The organism is Aquirufa sp., from assembly GCF_044342065.1.
In the GTDB taxonomy this organism is placed as follows: Bacteria; Bacteroidota; Bacteroidia; order Cytophagales; family Spirosomataceae; genus Aquirufa.
In genome coordinates, this window is sequence record NZ_JBIIQN010000028.1 from 1 (window position 1) to 19,765 (window position 19,765).

At 40.5% G+C, this 19,765-nt stretch carries 21 protein-coding genes; 9 read left to right on the plus strand and 12 right to left on the minus strand.

Features of this window, described 5'->3' with window-relative positions:
- On the plus strand, nt 1-333 hold a 333-nt coding region (locus tag ACIQZ2_RS09455; protein WP_395768609.1), incomplete at its 5' end, for a hypothetical protein.
- Nucleotides 334-772: 439 nt separating this feature from the next.
- Nucleotides 773-1,231, plus strand: a complete 459-nt coding sequence (locus ACIQZ2_RS09460; RefSeq protein ID WP_395768610.1) for a hypothetical protein — start codon at nt 773-775, stop codon at nt 1,229-1,231.
- A gap of 168 nt (nt 1,232-1,399) precedes the next feature.
- Here the strand turns inward: ACIQZ2_RS09460 and ACIQZ2_RS09465 are convergent, their stop codons facing one another.
- Nucleotides 1,400-1,762, minus strand: coding sequence for a MerR family transcriptional regulator (locus tag ACIQZ2_RS09465; protein WP_395768611.1), 363 nt, complete (start codon nt 1,760-1,762; stop codon nt 1,400-1,402).
- 108 nt (nt 1,763-1,870) lie between these two features.
- Between ACIQZ2_RS09465 and ACIQZ2_RS09470 the strand changes: the two genes are divergently transcribed.
- On the plus strand, nt 1,871-2,686 hold the full coding sequence (locus ACIQZ2_RS09470) for an SDR family oxidoreductase (RefSeq protein ID WP_395768612.1): 816 nt from the start codon (nt 1,871-1,873) through the stop codon (nt 2,684-2,686).
- Between the two features lie 64 nt (nt 2,687-2,750).
- Here ACIQZ2_RS09470 and ACIQZ2_RS09475 read toward each other — a convergent pair whose 3' ends face one another.
- A complete protein-coding gene (locus ACIQZ2_RS09475) occupies nt 2,751-4,058 on the minus strand; it encodes a hypothetical protein (RefSeq protein ID WP_395768613.1) in 1,308 nt (435 codons plus the stop codon).
- Between the two features lie 230 nt (nt 4,059-4,288).
- Here ACIQZ2_RS09475 and ACIQZ2_RS09480 point away from each other — a divergent pair, with 230 nt between their 5' ends.
- From ACIQZ2_RS09480 to ACIQZ2_RS09490, 3 genes are read left to right on the plus strand one after another with little or no spacing between them, the layout of a single operon-like run.
- On the plus strand, nt 4,289-4,738 hold the full coding sequence (locus tag ACIQZ2_RS09480) for a GNAT family N-acetyltransferase (RefSeq protein ID WP_395768614.1): 450 nt from the start codon (nt 4,289-4,291) through the stop codon (nt 4,736-4,738).
- Between the two features lie 42 nt (nt 4,739-4,780).
- The gene (locus ACIQZ2_RS09485) at nt 4,781-5,188 is read left to right on the plus strand and encodes a hypothetical protein (RefSeq protein WP_395768615.1); all 408 of its coding nucleotides are present in this window, start codon (nt 4,781-4,783) and stop codon (nt 5,186-5,188) included.
- Nucleotides 5,188-6,039 carry an alpha/beta fold hydrolase gene (locus ACIQZ2_RS09490; protein WP_395768616.1) on the plus strand — a complete coding sequence of 284 codons (852 nt, stop codon included), beginning with the start codon at nt 5,188-5,190 and terminating at the stop codon, nt 6,037-6,039. The genes ACIQZ2_RS09485 and ACIQZ2_RS09490 overlap by 1 nt, the downstream gene beginning before the upstream one ends.
- Nucleotides 6,040-6,059: 20 nt before the next feature.
- Here the strand turns inward: ACIQZ2_RS09490 and ACIQZ2_RS09495 are convergent, their stop codons facing one another.
- The 3 genes from ACIQZ2_RS09495 to ACIQZ2_RS09505 all read right to left on the minus strand — a co-directional run bounded on the left by ACIQZ2_RS09495 (nt 6,060) and on the right by ACIQZ2_RS09505 (nt 8,478).
- Nucleotides 6,060-6,593 (minus strand): DinB family protein, encoded by a 534-nt coding sequence (locus tag ACIQZ2_RS09495; RefSeq protein ID WP_395768617.1) that lies wholly within the window; start codon nt 6,591-6,593, stop codon nt 6,060-6,062.
- Between the two features lie 514 nt (nt 6,594-7,107).
- Nucleotides 7,108-7,734 (minus strand): peptidoglycan DD-metalloendopeptidase family protein, encoded by a 627-nt coding sequence (locus tag ACIQZ2_RS09500; RefSeq protein WP_395768618.1) that lies wholly within the window; start codon nt 7,732-7,734, stop codon nt 7,108-7,110.
- A 33-nt stretch (nt 7,735-7,767) separates the two neighbouring features.
- The gene (locus ACIQZ2_RS09505; RefSeq protein WP_395768619.1) at nt 7,768-8,478 is read right to left on the minus strand and encodes a membrane or secreted protein; all 711 of its coding nucleotides are present in this window, start codon (nt 8,476-8,478) and stop codon (nt 7,768-7,770) included.
- 166 nt (nt 8,479-8,644) lie between these two features.
- On the opposite strand from ACIQZ2_RS09505, the gene ACIQZ2_RS09510 reads away from it, so the two are divergent.
- On the plus strand, nt 8,645-9,064 hold the full coding sequence (locus tag ACIQZ2_RS09510; RefSeq protein WP_395768620.1) for a helix-turn-helix domain-containing protein: 420 nt from the start codon (nt 8,645-8,647) through the stop codon (nt 9,062-9,064).
- Nucleotides 9,065-9,073: 9 nt separating this feature from the next.
- On the opposite strand, the gene ACIQZ2_RS09515 is transcribed toward ACIQZ2_RS09510, so the two are convergent.
- Nucleotides 9,074-9,985 carry an alpha/beta hydrolase gene (locus ACIQZ2_RS09515; protein ID WP_395768621.1) on the minus strand — a complete coding sequence of 304 codons (912 nt, stop codon included), beginning with the start codon at nt 9,983-9,985 and terminating at the stop codon, nt 9,074-9,076.
- A 97-nt stretch (nt 9,986-10,082) separates the two neighbouring features.
- Here ACIQZ2_RS09515 and ACIQZ2_RS09520 point away from each other — a divergent pair, with 97 nt between their 5' ends.
- On the plus strand, nt 10,083-10,370 hold the full coding sequence (locus tag ACIQZ2_RS09520) for a hypothetical protein (RefSeq protein WP_395768622.1): 288 nt from the start codon (nt 10,083-10,085) through the stop codon (nt 10,368-10,370).
- A gap of 269 nt (nt 10,371-10,639) precedes the next feature.
- On the opposite strand, the gene kbl is transcribed toward ACIQZ2_RS09520, so the two are convergent.
- The 4 genes from kbl to ACIQZ2_RS09540 form a co-directional block, all read right to left on the minus strand.
- Complete coding sequence (kbl, locus tag ACIQZ2_RS09525; RefSeq protein ID WP_395768623.1) at nt 10,640-11,836, minus strand: glycine C-acetyltransferase; 1,197 nt, start codon at nt 11,834-11,836, stop codon at nt 10,640-10,642.
- A 4-nt stretch (nt 11,837-11,840) separates the two neighbouring features.
- Nucleotides 11,841-12,794: an NAD-dependent epimerase/dehydratase family protein gene (locus ACIQZ2_RS09530; RefSeq protein ID WP_395768624.1), complete on the minus strand. Its 954-nt coding sequence runs from the start codon at nt 12,792-12,794 to the stop codon at nt 11,841-11,843.
- Between the two features lie 556 nt (nt 12,795-13,350).
- Nucleotides 13,351-13,866 (minus strand): DinB family protein, encoded by a 516-nt coding sequence (locus ACIQZ2_RS09535; protein WP_395768625.1) that lies wholly within the window; start codon nt 13,864-13,866, stop codon nt 13,351-13,353.
- A 16-nt stretch (nt 13,867-13,882) separates the two neighbouring features.
- Nucleotides 13,883-15,472 carry a beta-N-acetylhexosaminidase gene (locus tag ACIQZ2_RS09540; RefSeq protein WP_395768626.1) on the minus strand — a complete coding sequence of 530 codons (1,590 nt, stop codon included), beginning with the start codon at nt 15,470-15,472 and terminating at the stop codon, nt 13,883-13,885.
- A gap of 132 nt (nt 15,473-15,604) precedes the next feature.
- Between ACIQZ2_RS09540 and ACIQZ2_RS09545 the strand changes: the two genes are divergently transcribed.
- Entirely contained in the window at nt 15,605-16,042 is a 438-nt protein-coding gene (locus ACIQZ2_RS09545) for a DinB family protein (RefSeq protein ID WP_395768627.1), read from the plus strand.
- A gap of 106 nt (nt 16,043-16,148) precedes the next feature.
- On the opposite strand, the gene ACIQZ2_RS09550 is transcribed toward ACIQZ2_RS09545, so the two are convergent.
- Nucleotides 16,149-16,649, minus strand: a complete 501-nt coding sequence (locus tag ACIQZ2_RS09550; RefSeq protein WP_395768628.1) for a cupin — start codon at nt 16,647-16,649, stop codon at nt 16,149-16,151.
- 19 nt (nt 16,650-16,668) lie between these two features.
- On the minus strand, nt 16,669-19,659 hold the full coding sequence (locus ACIQZ2_RS09555) for a PVC-type heme-binding CxxCH protein (RefSeq protein ID WP_395768629.1): 2,991 nt from the start codon (nt 19,657-19,659) through the stop codon (nt 16,669-16,671).
- Nucleotides 19,660-19,765: the final 106 nt, after the last annotated feature.

A 19,765-nucleotide genomic window follows, 5' to 3' on the forward strand; every position in this document is an offset into this window, starting at 1 on the left:
TTTCCGACAATCATTTCCTTTAAATCTAAAGAAACGTACGCCAAAGTTGTCTTTACAAAGTCAAATATGACACTTGACAAAGTGCAAGAGTTCGATTATGGTCTTTCGGGCATACCAGCTTTTTTAACTAATGAATTAAATCAATTAAAGGATTTGAATAATAGAATTTCACCTTTCAAAAATTATTTATTTTACAGTGCAATTTTCATCCATAAAACTAAGTGGCCAGTAAGGGCAGAATATGTCTTAAAAGATAAAAAACTATTTTACAAGATTACAGCCGGTACAGATGTTGTAATGGTTCCCTGCGGTAGTCTTGATTTTAAAAATTGATTATTGCTAAAAGGAAATCAAAAAATAAACCTCCTGCAAAATTGTACTAAGTTTAACCTTTCAATTTCCTAATAGTCACATACTCAATCATCGTATTATAGTTGCATCTTTCGTCGAAAAGGGGAGCGGTAATCAAAAAGAGGTCAAAATGACCTCTTTTTTTGTTTAAAAACCACGTCTACAGTCCTTAAACGGATATTATTTGTGGTTGCAACTTTTTCATTTCCAACATCACTTTTTTAGTAAAAGTTACAACCCTAAATCACAAGGTTTAGGATAAATGTGGTCTATTGAATCAAATGGAGGTTTTAATGATGGATTTTGTGGTTCGAGGTCAGTAGAGGTTTTTGTCTTTATAATATTTTCTTAAATTGTTGTTGGTGGAGAGAGAATGTGTAAATACATTCGTGATAAATAAGTTTTAAAAACCCAATGAACAATGCTTGATATTTTAGATAGAATAAAATTGTTTAAGATTTTAAACAAGCTGCAAGCAGGAGAAACGCCAGAATTTGGAGAAATGACTGCTCAACATATGGTCGAACATTTGGCACTTTCGGTTCGTTTTTCTAATGGAAAATATCCGCAGCATCATAATTATACGTTTGAAAAACAGCAAAAGATTAAGGCTTTTGTTATTGGTACAGGGAGTTCTTTGCCAATTGGTTTTAAGTCCCCTGTATTACCGGTAGAAGGACTTCCATCACTAACTTTTACAAATTTGACAACTGCCATTGAAAATCTCAAAACAGAATTATCTGATTTTGATAATTATTTCAATGTTAATGCATCTGAAAAACCCATAAATCCTACAATGGGAGAATTGAATTATCAAGAGTGGATAATATTTCACAACAAACATTTCACTCATCACTTTAGTCAATTTAGGTTACTTTAGGCGGTAGAATATTGTGAATTAAAAACCAAAATGGCTGCAACATTCCGCCTATTAAGGGAGCGGTAATCAAAAAGAGGTCATTTCGACCTCTTTTTTTGTTTAAAAACCACGTCTACATTCGTAAAACGGATATTTTTTGTGGTTGCATCTTTTTCAAATTGGTAATCTCTAGCACCTATCATTTAGCACGTCATCTTTAAATTCAATGATTTGTTTTTTCATCTCCTTTATCTCTTTCATTTTTTGCTCTAGAGAAATCAGCTTATCATCAAGAATTTCTAGTTTTTGTTCCTTGGTATATTTTTGGTTATACCAAGCATCAATCATTTGACCGATTTCCCTGATGGTAAATCCTACCGATTTGGCATCACTAATGAACTCTAATTTTTCAACGGTCACCTCGTCATAATGAAAGTAATTATTTGATTTAACCGCTTCGTTTTGTTTTCCCTCGATTAACCCCGACTTTTCATAGAAGCGGATCGTGTGTGTCGAAAGCCCCGTTTTTTTGGATAGTTCATTTATTAACATAAGGCAAATATAGTGCGCAGAAAAATAAATGTCAACCATAGACCATACTCTATTGTTGTAGGTTTGAAATTAACCTAATAGTTTTGTTCAACATAAAACAATAGAAAAATGAAGAAGACTGTATTGATCACAGGAACATCTAGTGGAATAGGCAAAGCAACTGTTTTTGAGTTTGCCCAAAATGGATGGAATGTCATTGCAACGCAACGAAATCCAGAAAAGGAAACCGATCTAAATAAACTGGCTAATGTAAAATTGTTTGCGCTTGACGTTTCCAAACCGGAAAGTATTAATGCGGTATTTTCAAATGCTCAAAGTGATTTTGGGAAAATTGATGTAGTAATTAATAATGCAGGCTACGGGGTGGATGGCGCATTTGAAGCAATGTCAGATGAAATTATTGAAAAACAATTTAACACGAATGTTTTTGGATTGATGCGTGTGACACGAGAAGCGATAAAGCATATGAGACCAAATGGAGGAGGAACCATTATTCAAATTTCAAGTATGGGGGGAAAAATTACCTTCCCCCTGTATAGTATTTACCACGCTACAAAATTTGCAGTGGAAGGTTTTACAGAGTCGTTACATTATGAGTTAAGTCAATTTAATATAAAAATGAAACTCATTGAGCCAGGTCCGATTGTCACTGATTTCTATGGAAGAAGTCGGCAATTTGTTAAACCAACTGACACAAATCAATATGATGGGTTTATTCAAAAGTTTAATCATGCTGCCGAAAAAGTAATGAAAGACGCAGAAGGCCCAGAAGTTGTAGCCAAGATGATTTATAAATCAGCAACCGACAATAGTAATCAAATGAGATATGTGGTGGGTAAACCCGGCCCGATGCTATTAACACTTAGAAAATTACTTTCTGATAAGTGGTACTTTTGGATGGTTCGTAAAAGTTATAATCTTTAAGGGAGCCAAACTGGACAAGCCATCAGAAATGATGGCTTTTTCTTTGTCTATTTAGTGTGGTAGTCTACTTTTCAAATTCAATGTAATGCTCCGACGCATATTCATCATCCCCTGGTTTAATTCTTTTGACAAAAAAACGGGCACGCTTCCCAAGTTTAACGGAGGTGTATTTTTCTTTAATATCATGTGGGTCATTTAGCGGCTGCAATGAAGGGTACCATAAAATATATCCTGGTTTCTGAAAAACCAATTCAGGCTTTGACCAATCTTGGCTATTGTTCCCCATACCCAAATCTTTATGTTTATTAAATGAAATATAGATCTTATCACCTTGCCATGATTTTCCCTCCACTTTGCCCATCATCATTACCCAGCAATTCAAATATGTATTCCAACTAACAGATGGTCCCCAATGAAATCCACCAGTTGGCGAAGAAGCGCCACCGCCACCTTCATTGATTGGGATTTGTAAAGAACGAACCGGAACTCCATAACTATCGTAAGGAATAGAGAATGATTTGCCATCCCATCTTTTGGCCTTTCCAACGGGATTATCTAGATCTTTCAAAGCGATACGTGCGATGCTTATACATTGACCACTCCACTCTTTTTGAACGGTATACGTTTTTTCATCATACACGCCAGGATAACCATACTCTCCATAAAATAAATACAAATAGTCACCACTCGCTACAGCAGATGGGTCTCCAACACCACCCGCAAACGTATTGGAAGTATTAATTGGCTTTCTAATCATCCTTGGGTCGTAATCCTCAATAAATATGCCCCTGTTATCCCAGCTTTTGCCTCCATCTATGGATTTCATCACACCTATTCTACAAACAGCTGCAGGACTTTCTGGACCAGTCAAACCTTGTGGCCAACGGACATTTCTATATCCCTCTTTGGTAACGGAATCGTATGGTAAGGTGCTTGGATAATTTTCGTTATGGTAAATGCCATATAATGTTTGACCACTTTTATCTTTAGAATCTTGATAAACTGTTTCAAACCAAACAGCTCCATGTAAGCCTTTCTGCCCTATAGGTACATTGCTCGGCATACTCGGGTTAAAGAACTTGCTAGCAGGGTTTTTAAAAACAACCTCTGCATTTTCTCCATCTGAATACTTTAAATCTTTTGCATAACCCCATAAAGGATCTTCGCCATATTTGCCAGGGAAGATTCTAAATGTATCGCCAATCCACACCTCTGCCATATTACAATCCACAAACGAATTGAAAGTAATTTTAGGAGCAGGGATTAATTTAAACTTGGGCGTTGAGTCTCCCTGTTGAGTTGTATCCAATTTAGTGGAAGACAGTAACCCTATAATAATGGAGAACCAAGAAAATAAAATTAGTAGTGGCATTCTTTTTCAATTTATAGTTATTCAATAAGTGCTTATAAATTTAAAAAAATAATAGTATTCACAAATACTAGTTTAAGCACGTTCATATATTTTAAAGGGGTTAATTTGTAAATGCTGTATTTTTCGTCCGTAATGGGAACAGGCCGATCAAAAATGATCGGTTTTTTTGTTGTTCATCAGTGAGTTAAATTTTACATCTTTTATTAAATTTATTGATCACTTAAACTAAGATGACACCTACTATTCATTTAGAAATTATAGAGAAAAAACAATCATACCAGGCTGAAAAGTATGCAAATTCTGTTTGTCAACAAGTAATTTCAGCAACGATTGATATGTATACTCATATTGGTTTCCATAAACCTTGGGTTGGATACTTGGTTGTGGATTCTGATGTAATCGTCGGAGCAGCAGGCTTTAATGGTGTGCCTGAAAATAATGAGGTAGAGATTTCTTATTACACCTTTCAGGAGTATGAAGGCAAAGGATATGCGACATTTGCTTGTCGTGAATTAATCAAAATAGCAAAATCTCATAGCCAAGGCGTAGTTATTTTTGCCAAAACTGCACCAGAAGAAAATGCATCTTCAAGAATTTTAAGTAAAAATGGATTTGTTTACCAAAAGGTTGTTCAAGATCACGAAATTGGAGATGCGTGGCTCTGGGAGTTAACTCATTAATAAAATACATTTTTTCTGTTTTTTTAGATTTAGAAGTTTTTTATGGCAATTAAGAAAAGCTGGCTTGATAAATTGAATGAAAATAAAGAGCCAAAAATTAAACGAATAGATATTGACTTTGCTGATATTCCATCTGGCTGCAATATGTTTATCGCGACACCAAAACTCATCGATGCGTACATTAAAGAAATTAGTGTTGGGAAGCGCATAGACCTAAAAACACTACGAAAGGACCTTGCTATAGAGCATAATGCTGATTGTACGTGTCCTGTGACAACAGGAATATTTTTGCGAATTGTGGCCGAAGCAAATTATGAAAAGCTGCAACAAGGAAAACCTCTTGAGGAAATCACACCTTTTTGGAGAGTGATTGAACCCAATAGTGCACTAGCCAAGAAGCTTTCATTTGGCCAAGAGTTTTTACTACAGCAAATGGAAAAAGAGCAATAATGGCACAGCATATCTTAATTCAAGCGAGAGACGGATATAAACTTTCGGCAACGATCCGAAGACCTGTGGCTGAAGTCAAGGGAGTTATTCAAATCAATTGTGGCACTGGAATTCCTCAAAATCTATACAGTAATTTAGCAAGCTATCTGACCGAGTGTGGATATGCTACCGTTACCTATGACTATCGGGGCATAGGGAATTCTAAACCAGCGAGTTTAAAGGGATTTAAAGCAAATCTGGAAGATTGGGGGATTTTAGATATGACAGGCATTTTCGATTGGATTAATCATGAATTCCCTTCTGAACGCAAAATTATTATTGGCCACAGTATGGGCGGGCAGCTTGTGGGGTTAATGGACAATTATGATAAAGTAGACAGGCTTATTCTGATTGCCTCTTCTACCGGATATTGGAAAGATATGGGGAGCCCATTTAAATGGCTAATGCCACCATTGTGGTTCTTACTGATTCCGATTATCGTGGCGATGTATGGCTATGCAAATGCAGAAAAAATAGGGCAAGGAGAAAATTTGCCGAAGGGTGTTGCTTTACAATGGCGCAAGTGGTGCATTAATCCGAACTATTTCGAGGACCATTTCAAAAATTCAAGCACAAAATTATTTTTTGACAAGTACGTAATTCCCCTAAAGTCTATTCAAATTGATGATGACCCCATCGCAACTAAAATCACCGCAAATAAATTAGTAGGCTATTTTAAAAATGCCAAAATCGAAGTAGAAACAATTAGCCCCCTAAAAATGGGCGTTAGAAAAATTGGACACACCGGCTTCTTTTCAAGAAAATTCAAGGACTCCCTTTGGAGCAACTTAATAGTAGATATTGAAAAATAGAAACCTGATTTAATTTATTATTAGTTGTTTAAATGTGCCAGTTTTGACTTTAATAAGTCGAAATGATGCGCCGTATGGAAGGACGTGAAGCTAGCCAGTTCTCTTAAGGACACTTTTCCTAAGATTGGGTGAGGCAATCGATAGCTATCTAACTCAAATGCCGTATGATTATTCAATTTTTCGATAAACGATTTATTCAATGACGCATACTTTTGAATCAAGCGCTCTTTATCATGATATGAAACGGGTTTGGGGATATAGATTGTTGGAGCTTTAGCCCCGCCTTCTAATGCGTTTTTATACACCTGCCGGAGATCTTCAAAAGGCCGACTATCATTTTTATTGATACCAAACAGTACACGTAAAATGGGTTTTGGTAACGTAAAGCCGATATTGACTATTCGCAGGACTTTAATTAAGTGCACTAAATCTTGACCCGCAGACCATTTATCGTTTATGTTATCTTCAAATTCGGATTGATTTAAGCCCTTCACTAATTCAATAAATTGAACTGCATTTTCATCTAGCGATTTTGTTAACGTTGTTTTTTCCATGTTTCACTTTCATTTATAATGAATTGATATCTGTATTTAGAGCTACCGAAATTAGAAAATAATTTTAGTTTAAGGAATGAAAGCTAACGGTATGATTTCCGAATTACGCATACTTATAGGGAAAGTCATGCAGGAGGTGCGTAGATAAATTTGTTCCCAAATCCGTAAAGTGGGACAAAGCGGGTTGGATTGTTAATAATAAATATGCGTTCTTTATTCTTGACAAAAGCACCTTAACAACCCAAAAATCATACAATTATTCGCACACGCGGGAAGCATTTTCGCTTATTTTAAAGCCGCCGCCGCACTGTATACTAACTCATTAATTTCGAAAAGATACCAGTGGAGACTAGAACCCACTTTAAAAAACGGGGCGTAACCGAAAAGCCTTATGAGTAGGGGAAAAACTAATTCTAATACCTATGAAAAAACTAATGTTAACCACCTGCTTACTCATGAGCGTGTTCTTTACATTCGCTCAAACAAGCACAAAGCAAACCTATTATTTAGTAAACTAGACCCATCCAAAAGAAGCTGGATCTGGGCAGTTATTCGCGTAAAACGCTACATCCCGCTGTGAGCATACCCCTGGATAATCTCCAAGCATCCCCTGCATATCACGAATCAACTGGAAATGCAGATGCGGCGGCCAGCCCCCATTCTCTTCAGGTTTTCCCAAATGACAGAGCAGTTGGCCAGCAACCACCGGTTCACCCACTGCTAGGGCTACCAAATCCTCGCTTGCCAAATGACCATAGAGGCTGTATATATTTTCCGTAGGATGATATAAAATAATGGTGGGGCCATAATTCCCAGACCCCGGATTAACTTGAAAGCTATGTATTACGCCAGCTAATGGCGCATAAACCGAAGTCCCCGCGGTAGTCCAAAAATCCACTCCCAAATGTATATTTCGGAAGTCGGCAGCGGCAGTCGCAAAGTTCTCATGCGACTCATAAACCACCCGGTGCTCGAGGTATCCACCATAGCCGATTTTACCTGCTAATTTCGCGGTGATGTAGTCGCAGAAAGCGGCAGTATCTCCATAAATGGAGGAATTCAATTCCGTATTTTTGGCGCTTAAATCCAGTGCGACGCTTGTGCTATCGGAAAAGGGTTTTGCAAAAAGCCGATCAATCATGTGGATATAAATTCTTGAAATGTACCGTTAAACCTATTTTCGTATGCTCCATATTTCATGAATGGGATCTCCTTTACTTGATAGACCGGAGTGCTCCCAACGACCATCTTTTAATGCATATTGGAATTTTAAACGGAGGCCTACTCTGGTCTCGTCTTTTGAAAAGAACTCAATGCGTTCTGCATATTCGCCCTGTTGCGTCGTGTAGGTACCACCTCCTGTTCCTAGGAATTGTTTTGTATCGGTATCGTAAGCGATCCATTGAAATCGAGTTCCCGATAAAATTTTCATGGTTTTTCTGGCTGTGCTCGTATCCCGCTTTTGCTCTTTGCCATCGATAATTCTTCCCGACATCAGCCAGGCCCCTTGCAGCACACCAGGCTTGCCGTCATCGATTCTTCTAAATTTTCTCTTACTGCCTACGATGGTGAGGGAATCATGGGTAATCGCAATTTTAAAGCTGACCTCCGTGCCCACAAGCGCTGCATTATCCGTGTGAAATTCACGTTTTTCGGTCACTATATCCCCATTCAACTTCCATGTACCACCATTGGCATGAATAAACTTGCCGTTGCTTGCATGGTATATAGTCAATACTTGATAGCCATCTGCAAAAATGACAACACTTCTTAGCGTGTCCCCGCTTTCAGAAATAGATTTGGATTCCCACGCGCCTAACGGGCTTTGGGCGTGAAGCCCAATCGACAAGGCTGCGCAGGCCATAAATAGTAGGATTTTTTTCATAGTGTTTTAGTTAGGGGGTTGAATGCTCCCAATAATTTTTCAAATATATAGCTTGGCATTTGTCAAACATGGAAATACCCAAAAATTATATTGAGCTGTTCATTTTTCGGAATCTGTTTGTATTATTGCCCTAGAGACAAGTAAATGTCGTTCAAATGACGTCATCGTGTCTAAAAAAATTCATGTACGCTTATCATATTTGCAAATGGAATTTGGTGCCAGATTAAAAGAGCTAAGAACACGTTTAAACATCTCGCAAAAAGAACTTTCCGAGCAGACGGGTTTAACCCTCAGAACGATTCAGCGAATCGAGAACAATGAGGTAAAACCAAGTCTTTATTCGGTAAAAGTTCTGGGGGAAGTATTGCAGGCCGACTTATCTCCCTGGGTAAAATCATCCGAAACCAAACCCTATGAGTTTAATCTAACACTTAAAATCACAGATATGAATCAATTCTTACACGACTTAACCGTTTTGTTTAAAACACATTGGAAAACGATTTTCCTGATTGTTTTGGTTATTTGGTTACTGACGAGTTACACAGATATCAAGTCGGGTATCATAGATGGTTGGAACGGAAAGTAGTTGGGCCCATTATTTCCCCACCAAAAACTTATTCACATCTAACCAGTGAACAAACGCATCAAACCATTTATTGCTCGTTCTATTCGGATTGCCTAGGCCAAAGCCGTGCCCACCGTTTTGGTACAAATGAAATTCAACAGGTCTACCCGCTTTAAACCAAGATTCAATCACCCCAAATTGGGAGTTAAATAAGAAGTCATCTGAAGCGATGGCATTAAACATGGGGGGAGCGTTTGCTGGCACTTTCACTGGCCCCATGCCGCCATAAATCGGGCCAATAAATGCGAGCTTCATCGTTTTTGAATATAGCGTTGCGTGCATCGTTAATCCCGCTCCAGCAGAGAACCCAATCATACCAATACGCTGCATATCCACGCCCCAGGCTGTGGCGTTTTTGATAATCATGGCATAGGCCGCCTCAGCATCTGTGAGCTGGTTGGTTAAATCCATTTGAGCCATTGGATTCGTATTCTTTGCCGTGCTATCATTCTTTTGAGGAGCCGGACGTGGGCGGTTCATCCAAGCAGTAAAATCTTCCAATTTTTCTGGGGTTGGGAATAAGCGGTATTTGAGGACGAACGCAGTTATGCCTTTTTTGGCCAAAGCCTCAGCCACTTCCCAACCTTCATTTCCCATGGAAAGCCAGCGATATCCCCCACCTGGAGCCACAATGACAGCGGCGCCATTTGCCTTCCCCTTTTCAGGAAAGAAGGGTGTTAGTGTGGCTGTCGAAATATTGCGGGCCATCGGATCGCCCCATTGGCGAAACCACGTTTCCGGCGCTGGTTGGTCTTTTACCGAACCGGTGTTTAAGGGAATGGCATGGGGTTCTTTGGGGGTTTCAAGCGGATAAATGGTTCCGTCTTGCGCGATAGTAGTGAAAGTGAAACATGAAAAAAGGGCAAAAAATAGCGATTTCATAGGTTTTATCAGGTTTAGAACATCAAGATAATTAATCAGATGTTATGGTTTTATAGGGGTTTATCATTTATTTTGACATATCATCCGTTTTTTACCTATGAAACTTGGAACGCTTGTTACGTGGAGTTTTTTCATTAGCCTTGCTACGTCGCTCGTAGGGGCGTTGATGAAGATTTTACATTTACCAGGTGCGGACCAACTGCTCATCACGGGCATCGTGTCGAATGGGGTATTTGTTGTCACATCCTTGTATGAAATTTGGAATTCCTACCGGATAGACAAAAATGAAAAAATCATGTGGACAATCGCCTTCATTTTTATGGGAATTTTAGGTGCCATTGCAGGGATTGTTTATTTATTAATGGGCAGAAAACGCGTAGTTTAATTCATGATGAAGCAATTCTTGACCAAATATCGAAATGAAGTTATTGTGGGTGTTCTTGTCTATCTTTTCTTGATATTCAGAGATGTAATCAAGTCATTAGTAAGCTAAGTTCAAGTACGCATAGTAAATAAACAATGAACGATTTTTACAAACAACCCAAAGCATTTGTCTGGATTGAAGCAATATTGTTTTTTTGGCAGGACTATTGCTTGCGATTCTTATCATTGAACACAAAAAAGGGCTGAAATTTCAGCCCTTTTTAATAGCGGTTACGCAATAACACCCAGTTCTTTTCCCCCCTCCGTAAAGGCTGCAATCGCGTGATCTAATTGTTCTCGCGTATGCCCAGCGGAGATTTGGACACGAATTCTCGCTTGCCCTTTGGCCACTACTGGATAGTAAAAACCAATTACGTAAATCCCTTTTTCCAATAGTTTTTCCGCCATTTTTTGGGAAATAACCGCATCGTATAACATAATCGGAATAATCGGGTGTTCGCCAGGTTTGATATCGAAACCGGCAGCAACAATCCGCTCCCTGAAATACGCCGTGTTTTCCTCCAGCTTATCGCGCAATTCCGTCGTTTTAGATAAGATATCAAAAACCGCAATCGACGCGCCGGTGATGGATGGAGCTAAGGTATTCGAAAATAAATAAGGTCTAGATCGCTGTCTTAAAAGGTCGATGATTTCCTTGCGGCCGGACGTAAATCCGCCCGATGCTCCGCCCAACGCTTTACCTAGGGTACCCGTAATAATATCAATTTTACCCATTACCCCTTTCAGTTCGTGCACACCACGTCCCGTTTTTCCCATAAAGCCAGAGGAGTGACATTCGTCAATCATAATCATAGCTTCATATTTTTCCGCCAAGGCGACAATTTTATCTAATTGGGCAATGGTGCCATCCATTGAAAAAACACTGTCGGTGACAATCATTTTTTGTTGGGCCCCATCCGCCATCGCCTGCTTTAATTTCGCCTCCAAATCGTCCATGGAATTATGCTCATAACGGTAGCGCATCGACTTACATAATCGGATGCCATCGATGATGGAGGCATGGTTTAAGGCATCAGAAATAATCGCATCTTTTTCGCCTAATAATGGCTCAAAAACTCCCCCATTGGCATCGAATGCAGCCGCATATAAGATCGTATCTTCCGTCCCCAAAAAGGTAGAGATTTTTTCTTCTAAGGTTTTGTGAATATCCTGTGTGCCACAAATAAAGCGAACCGAAGATAGCCCAAATCCATGGGTATCAATCGCGTCTTTTGCTGCCTGAATGACCGCAGGGTGCGATGAAAGTCCTAAGTAATTATTTGCACAAAAATTATACACTTTTTCGCCGCCCTGAATCGTAATTTCGGACGCTTGTGGCGAGGTGATGACGCGTTCTTTTTTGAATAATCCAGCCGCTTTTATAGACTCAATTTCTTTCGTGATGAATGGCTTATATTGTTCGTACATAATCTTACAGGTTGTGGATATAGGAAGGTAATTTAGTTAAAATTTCAGTGGTCATTTTTGGAAGGTCAAATTGAGCTTTCCATCCCCAGTCATTTCGAGCACAGTCATCATTGATACGCGAAGGCCACGAATCTGCGATTTGTTGCCTGAAGTCCGGAGCATATTGTACCTGAAAGTTTGGATAGTGGGATTGAATGCTTTCCGCAATTTCACGCGGAGAAAAACTCATTCCTGAGACGTTATAACTGGTGCGAACTCGAATGCTTGAGGTAGGCGCCGCCATTAATTGCATGGTGGCCCGGACCGCATCATCCATATACATCATAGGCAAATAAGTATCTGCTGTTAAAAAACAAGTGAAGTTTTGCTCCCGGATTGCTTGATGATAAATATCGACCGCATAATCAGTCGTCCCACCCCCAGCTAAAGATTTATAGCCAATCAGCCCAGGGAATCGCAAGCTCCTTACATCAACCCCATAGGTGTTAAAGTAATATTCACACCAATGCTCGCCCGCTAATTTCGAAATGCCATACACCGTGGTCGGATTTTTCAAAGCGTCCTGAGGCGTATTTATTTTAGGGGTATGTGGGCCAAACACGGCTATCGAACTGGGCCAAAAGATTTTTTCTAGCTTATGTTCTCTCGCTAATTCGAGTACATGTAGCAATCCCCGCATATTCATATCCCAGGCTTGCATTGGGTCCTTCTCCCCATTGGCAGAAAGAATTGCAGCTAAGTGATATACCTGCGTAATTTGTTCTTCTTGAAGCAGTTTGCCAACGGCCTCTTTGTCCAGTACATTTAAGGTTTTGAAGCGACAATAGTCAAATTTTAATCGTGCGCTTTCTAGAAAATCGGTTGCAATAACCGCTTCGCTACCGTATGTATTGGCTAAGGATTGTGTGAGCTCCGTGCCTAGTTGGCCGCCCGCACCAATCACCAATATCTTATTCATGTATGTTTTGTTTGTTGATGTGTAGTTAAAATTACCAATGTTGATTTAAATTGGCTACTACTAAATCAAAAACAATTAAATTTGTTTGCGTTGTGCGAGACAAATGGGCCATTTTAACTCAAAAACGGCATGTTTACACGACAGTGTAGGCATTTAACCTGTGCACCGGGACTATTTTACACTCTTCTAATTCATCGATGCTACTACCTAAATTATCGCTTGCACTTAATATATTGGTCTTAATTCCCGTTTGTTCCGGGCTACTTTTTAAAGCCAATTGGGCACTAGATTCCTTCGGCATCGAAACGCCTGCACAGGGAATTCTGCTTTCGATTTATTTGACCATTCTAATTTTCTCAGCGTTCCTGCTTTTCAAGTTTGATGCCAAAATGGTGATCGCGCTGCTTTCGGTGCAGATTATTTACAAGCTACTAAGTCCAATCATAGTGGGGACGTTGACAAATCCCGTCATCATTAGCAATTTTTTTATCGCCCTATTTCACACCTATAGTGTTTGGAAATTGTCAATAATCGAAAAAATCAACCCATTCGTTTCCTAAGATTTTTCGATTAGCTTTTCATGGTGTTTCACATGGTAAATTGTAAAATAAAGCATTTCGCGTAAGGTAAGCTTGCCCAATAAAGGATGCGGCAAAATGTACTGATCAAGCTCTTCCTCTGAGCGCTTTTCAATCGCCTTACCTAGTTTTGCAACTTCATTTGTTAAGCTCGCTTTTAACTTTTGGCCATGATGTAGGTCAACTTTTTTAGGGATGAACGGACCTGTAGCCTTGCTTCCATTGGCTAATTTGGCGTGATATCGCGCGATGAGTTCATCATAGCTTCTCCCTTCTCTATTCGATTTCCCCCATATAAGCTTTAATAAAAACATGGGTAATCGAAACGCTAAACCAACCGGCTTAACAGACAGTAATATGTGCTCTAGCTGTTGGCCAGCTGTCCACTTTTCGTTTTTACTTACACTAAATTCGTCGGCTGAAAGTTGACTTACACAGGCTATAAATTCCTGGTGATTTTCAGTAAGTTTTTTAATGATGTCTTGCTTATCCATACTATTACATTATTATTTATGGCTGTGCCAAAAACGCTTTCGAATAGTTTATTTTCATCGCATCCATCGCAGGCAAATGACCCGTCAAGCGCTTCTTGAAATCCGGATAATTTTTGGATTCTTTCGTTGACCAGGCAATTTCTGAAAGCGCCAAAGCTCGTGGATATGTCATGTATTCCGCATAGGCAATGTTGCTAATGTACTCCGTCCAAAGATTTGCCTGAATACCTACGACATGCTTCGCTTCCTCAGCGGTCAATTCAGGCAGATTTGGCTCAAAAGAATAGCACTTGCTTAAAGGTAAATTTCCTCCAATCGCAATCGGCTCCGTTTTCGGATCTGCTTGGTAGTAATCCAAATAGAAATAGGAGTTCGGCGACATGACCACATCGTGGTTTTGCTTCGCGGCCTCAATCCCCCCTTTCGTTCCGCGCCACGACATCACCATAGCGTTAGGCGAAAGACCACCTTCTAAGATCTCGTCCCAGCCGAGTAATTTTTTGCCTTTTGAGGTGACGAATTTGTCGATCCGACGAATGAAATAACTCTGTAATTCATGCTCGTCTTTCAGGCCTAATTTCTTGATTAAATCTTGGCAGAACTTGCTTTCCTTCCATTGGGTTTTTGGACATTCATCTCCCCCGATGTGGATGTATTGACCTGGAAAAAGCGCCATAACTTCAGTTAATACATCTTCCAAAAACGTAAATGTTTCTTCCCGAGGAAACAACACATCTTCCGATACACCCCATTTCGTTTTCACTTGGTAAATCTTGTCGGCATTTGCCCCAAACTGCGGATAGGCTGCTAATACCGCCTGTGAATGTCCCGGCATTTCAATCTCAGGAATCACTTCGATGTATTTTTTAGCAGCATAGGCCACAATGTCTTTTACTTCTTCTTGGGTATAAAATCCACCATGTGGCTTGCCATCGTATTGTTGGTCCTTGTAATGGCCCAACATACTTTGCTTCCGAACGGATGAAATGGAAGTTAGTAATGGGTATTTTTTGATTTCGATTCGCCAGCCTTGGTCTTCCGTTAAATGCCAATGAAAAGTATTCATTTTATACACCGCCATTAGATCGATGAAGCGTTTGACTGATGCCACAGGGTAATAATAACGCCCTACGTCAAGCATTAATCCGCGGTACGAAAAGCGAGGCTCGTCCTTAATCTGAACGTTTGGAATGGATATCGTTTCCTGCATTTTTGTTCCAGCATAGACTTGTGCGGGCATTAATTGTAGCAAGGTCTGCAAGGCATAAAAAGCCCCCTTTCCTGTTTTTGCTTGAATGCTGATTTTCGAAGAATGGATGGAAAGCGTGTAAGCTTCTTCGCCTAAGCTGTTGTTTTGCGAAAATTGAATTGACGAAGACTTAGCCGACTTTGTAGGGATTGGATATCCGCTGGATCCTTGCAGATACTCTTGTAGTAAATTCGCCACGGGAGCGAAATCAGCATGCGAATAACCAATTGCGGTAGACTTTTTAACTACAAATTGACCCGTTTGAGGGACGACCTCTTTAGGCAATGGAATGAGGTTGTAGGTGTTTTGTGCGAGTCCTGCGAACGAGACAAAAACGAGTAGTGCGAAAATTTTCATACGAGATTAAAGAGGTTTTGTTGAATCAAATTAACCAAAAATACTTTACTAATTGAAATTACTTACCCAGATAAATGGCACATTTGTAATATTGATAGAATCCAATTAATATTGAAACTCAATTAAATTTCCATGGACCAACAAATTTTCAGAGACCTCCTTGAGCAAAATAAGTTAAGCTGCAGTTTTGCTTTTAACGAAGTGAATCAGGCAAATGCAGCGCTCAAGCTTAATTCGAACACATCTTCTGTCGGGTTTATGTACCGACACGTTGCTGAGACCATGCTGATGTTTGGGTATTTTTTCGGAATGCCGAGCGATGTGGCGAACACGACGATGGGCCAAACAGATACAGGCCAAGGTGCCGATGTCGCAGCAACGAAAGCCCTAATGGATAAAGGCTTTGCGATGCTTGAGCAATTGATTGAAAATACCCCCGCGGGTGGTTGGAACGAGACAATAGATACGCCATTCTTTGGCAGCGTTTCGAAGGCTAAATTATTCGCACATATCCTGTATCATAATTCCTATCACGCAGGTCAAATTGGGTTGACGCTCAAGCGGGCTTAGCATTAGCACCGATCATGTGTTACGTCTGAAGGGGTTATTCAATGAAGCACACCCTTTATACATGAAATGTAGCAGGTAAAAACCGCTGGAAGGCAATCGCCTTCCTCTATTTCCAATACGTAGAGAGTGGCCCATCCACACCAAAAATAGGATCTGTATCTAGTATAGGAACTTGAGCAATTTCGTCAATAATGGAAGTGCGATTTGCATCAGTTAAACCAACCATCAAGTTCCAATCCGCCCCATTTGGGTAGCCGCCAACAAATTGATAATCATTTGAATTGTCAATTGAATGATGGCCAACACCAGCAGGAATAATAATTACGTCACCCGCTTTAACCCGTATAATTTTTCCATTTTTGCCACCTAGCTTTAACTGAGCCTGACCACTTTTTAGTCCTAAAACTTCATGGGTATTGCTGTGAAAATGGTCATAGGGCAAAATGATATCTTGCCAATTATTTGCCCAGCCATTTTGGCTAAATGTAAATGCAAAGTCCTTTATTTTAACGCGCTGAAGCACATTTTTGTAAATCAATACAGGAAGTTTGTTGTTAGGAATAACCCCATCATTGTCGAAATAATGGGCAAGAATATCTATCCGCATTAGTGGTGGATTTATGGGGTTATTTTTTAATATAAGCTAATAAATCCGCCATTGCTTGCACACTGATGTTCGCCTCTAGCCCATTTGGCATGGCTGAAACGCGCAAGTCTTTTTTCGCTTTTATGGTTGATTTGGAGATATTTTGAATGGCTCCTCCCATTAGTTTTAGCGCGATGGTTTGATCATTCTCCGAAGTAATGATGCCGTTTAGGCGCGTGCCATTCTTTAATTCGATGTCCCACTGGCCATATTTATCGGCAATGGAATTGTTTGGATTAATGATTTCGGTAATGATGGAAAGCGCGTTTCTACTCTTCAACGTATTTAAGTTAGGGCCAAAATCTACCCCTTTCAAATTTTTGATGGCATGGCACGAAGTACAATTTGTCTCAAAGACTTTTTGGCCCATCGCCACATCTCCTACTTTCTCCGCCGCTGGCAGGTAATTTTGTAAGATAGCCTTTCGGTCTTCCGATATAGCCAATACCGAGCGGGCTAATTTACGCACGCCTGTATCGTAGTAATTCATCAGTTCCACGATTTGTGGCCAGGCTAAATCGGCACGTTTGATATTGTTTTTCTTTACCTCCTGCAGTAAGGTGGTCACTTGATTTTCATGCTCCAGCAAATACGCAATCCAAGCTTTTTTTACCGGTTCTGATAACGAAGGATAATAGGTATTTATCTTTTGTAAATCGGCCTTAGTTAAGGTATTTGGTAAGGATTCGATGGCGCCTAATTGTAAGTGAACTGGGCTTTTCGAAGAGAGGTATTGGATTAATGTGGCTTGGGTTTTTGCGTCTCCTCGCAAGGCTAAGAGCGACAAGGCATCTCGCTGAAATTGGGCATCTTTTGATTGGCTAAATCGCTGCTCCACGCGCGCGAATTGGGTCGCGTTTTTAGGCAGCCCGAGGGACTTGAATAGTGAAAGAATAGAGGTGCGCAGTTCAGGTTGGTTTGTTTGCATGAACGATGCCAAAAGCGCCTCTCTTTGTTTTTCCTCTAGCGGGAAAGGCACGCCCGCTTCTTTGATGAGTGTCGCCACCCCGTACCAGATCGCAGCCTGCCACCAGTCATTCGAAGGATTCTGGTCGATAGCCAAAGAAATGAAAGCTGGATCCCCCTTCTTTACCAACGTCGCCGCGAGGTAGCTAAAAAACAGGGATTTGCCTTTCGATGGACTTGCGCCCAACGTCCTTGCCGAGGATTCAAGCAAGGCCTCTTCAGAGCCTTCCGACGAAGCAATGGCCGCAATGCCCGCCCACGGATCTTCAATATCTTTTGCTAAAATTTTAGCCCGCAAAGCGGCTGAATTAGGCAAATGTAAAAAGCTCGACGAACATAACCACTGGAACCGTACGCGGGCAGATGGGTCGTCGGCTAAGCCAACCAGTTGTTTTTGTAAGGCAGGATTGTTGGCAAATCCAGGTTTGTCAATCATCCGGTCGGCCACTTGCAAAGCATTTTCGCGAATGCCCTCTGTGGAAGACCCTAAGGCATTGGCAAGGTCTTTAGCATCTAAACTTCCTGAATCATGCAATAACCAAAGCGCCTGAACGCTGCCTAAAGCTTTATCATCGGCCAATAATTCTTTTAATAAAGGTGTCGCAGATTTGTCTTTCCGGTCAAACAATAAACGTTGTGCAGTCCGGCGATACCAGCCATTTTCATGTGTTAGAAATTGTACAAGATCTGCCGAAGATGCAGCAGATAACTTCACCGATTTCATCCAATCCATCGGCCCCGCACCTTTTTTAGTGATGCGGTAAATGCGGCCTTTAGTCGAGCCATTGTACAAGGCGCCACTTTTATTTACCTCATCCGACATCCACTCTGGATGCTCCACTAATTGGCGGTAATAATCCACAACATACAAAGCTCCATCCGGGCCCACATAGAAATTCACCGGACGAAACCAAGGATCTTTTGAGGCCAAAAATTCCTTTTTCTCTACTAAGCGTTTCCCTTGAAAGGTCGCCCCAAGAGACTCAATGATGTCGGCATGCACCAAATTATGTACCGGCTCGCCTACAAAAGTCACCTTATTGTATTTCTCACCAAACGCCCCACCATCATACCAGGTAATACCACAACTGGAAGTAACCACGCCTACATCCGTCAATAATTGATGATTTGGATTTTCTGAAATCGGGTAGATTTCACAGGCATTGCCGTGATCCGGTATTTTTTCCATCGCATCGGCAATGACCAGGTTCTTGTTGGCATTCACATAGCGCGCGTCAATTACCTCATGGAATAAATGATTCGCATTATCCGTGTAAAAGCGGCGTCCCCACGGATCAGTCGTATGGCCATATTGTGTTTCTCCAGAAAGGGACTCGACTTGATATGAATCAGGTTTAAACCGAACGTTTCGTCCGTTTCCATTTTTAGGTAAAAATGCGGCATTGGGTTTGTTGGGGAAGGTGATTTCGGTCCCCTTATCGCCAAAGATATTTTCATACGAGAAGGAATTTATCGCCCCTGAGTGGCCTAAATAAATCCAATTATCAATCCCGAATTTCGGGGTATTCATGTTGTGCTGAGGATTTGATAAAGAAAAGCCAGTTAGGATGACTTCCCGTTTATCTGCTTTTTGATCTCCATCTGTATCTTCGAAATAGAGAATATTAGGGGAGTCCGCGACTAGAATTCCTTTTTTCCAGCGCATGAGACCCATGGGAAGCGTTAGGCTGTCGGCAAAAACAATGCTTTTATCTGGATAGCCATCGTCATTGGTATCAATAAGTTTTCGTATTTGTCCCTTTTTACTCAGGTCTAAGGGGTAGCCCGGCATTTCGGCTACGTACCAGTTTCCATCTTCGTCGATTTCCATGGCTACTGGATCTTCGACCAATGGCTCGGCCGCCACCAATTCTACCTCAAACCCATCCAAAACTTGAATGGATTGCAAGGCTTTTTGTAATTCAGGCGTTACGGCAAGATTGGGCCGCTGTTTTTCTTGACACGCTAAAAAGAGCAAACTTATACCCAGAATTAATTTTTTCATTAATGGAAATATTTACCAATTTAAAATTAATAAAATTTGAGATTAGTGTGTTTAAAAACAGCTAATTCTTTTAATAGCAGGGACTTATAAATTTATATGGGTAGTT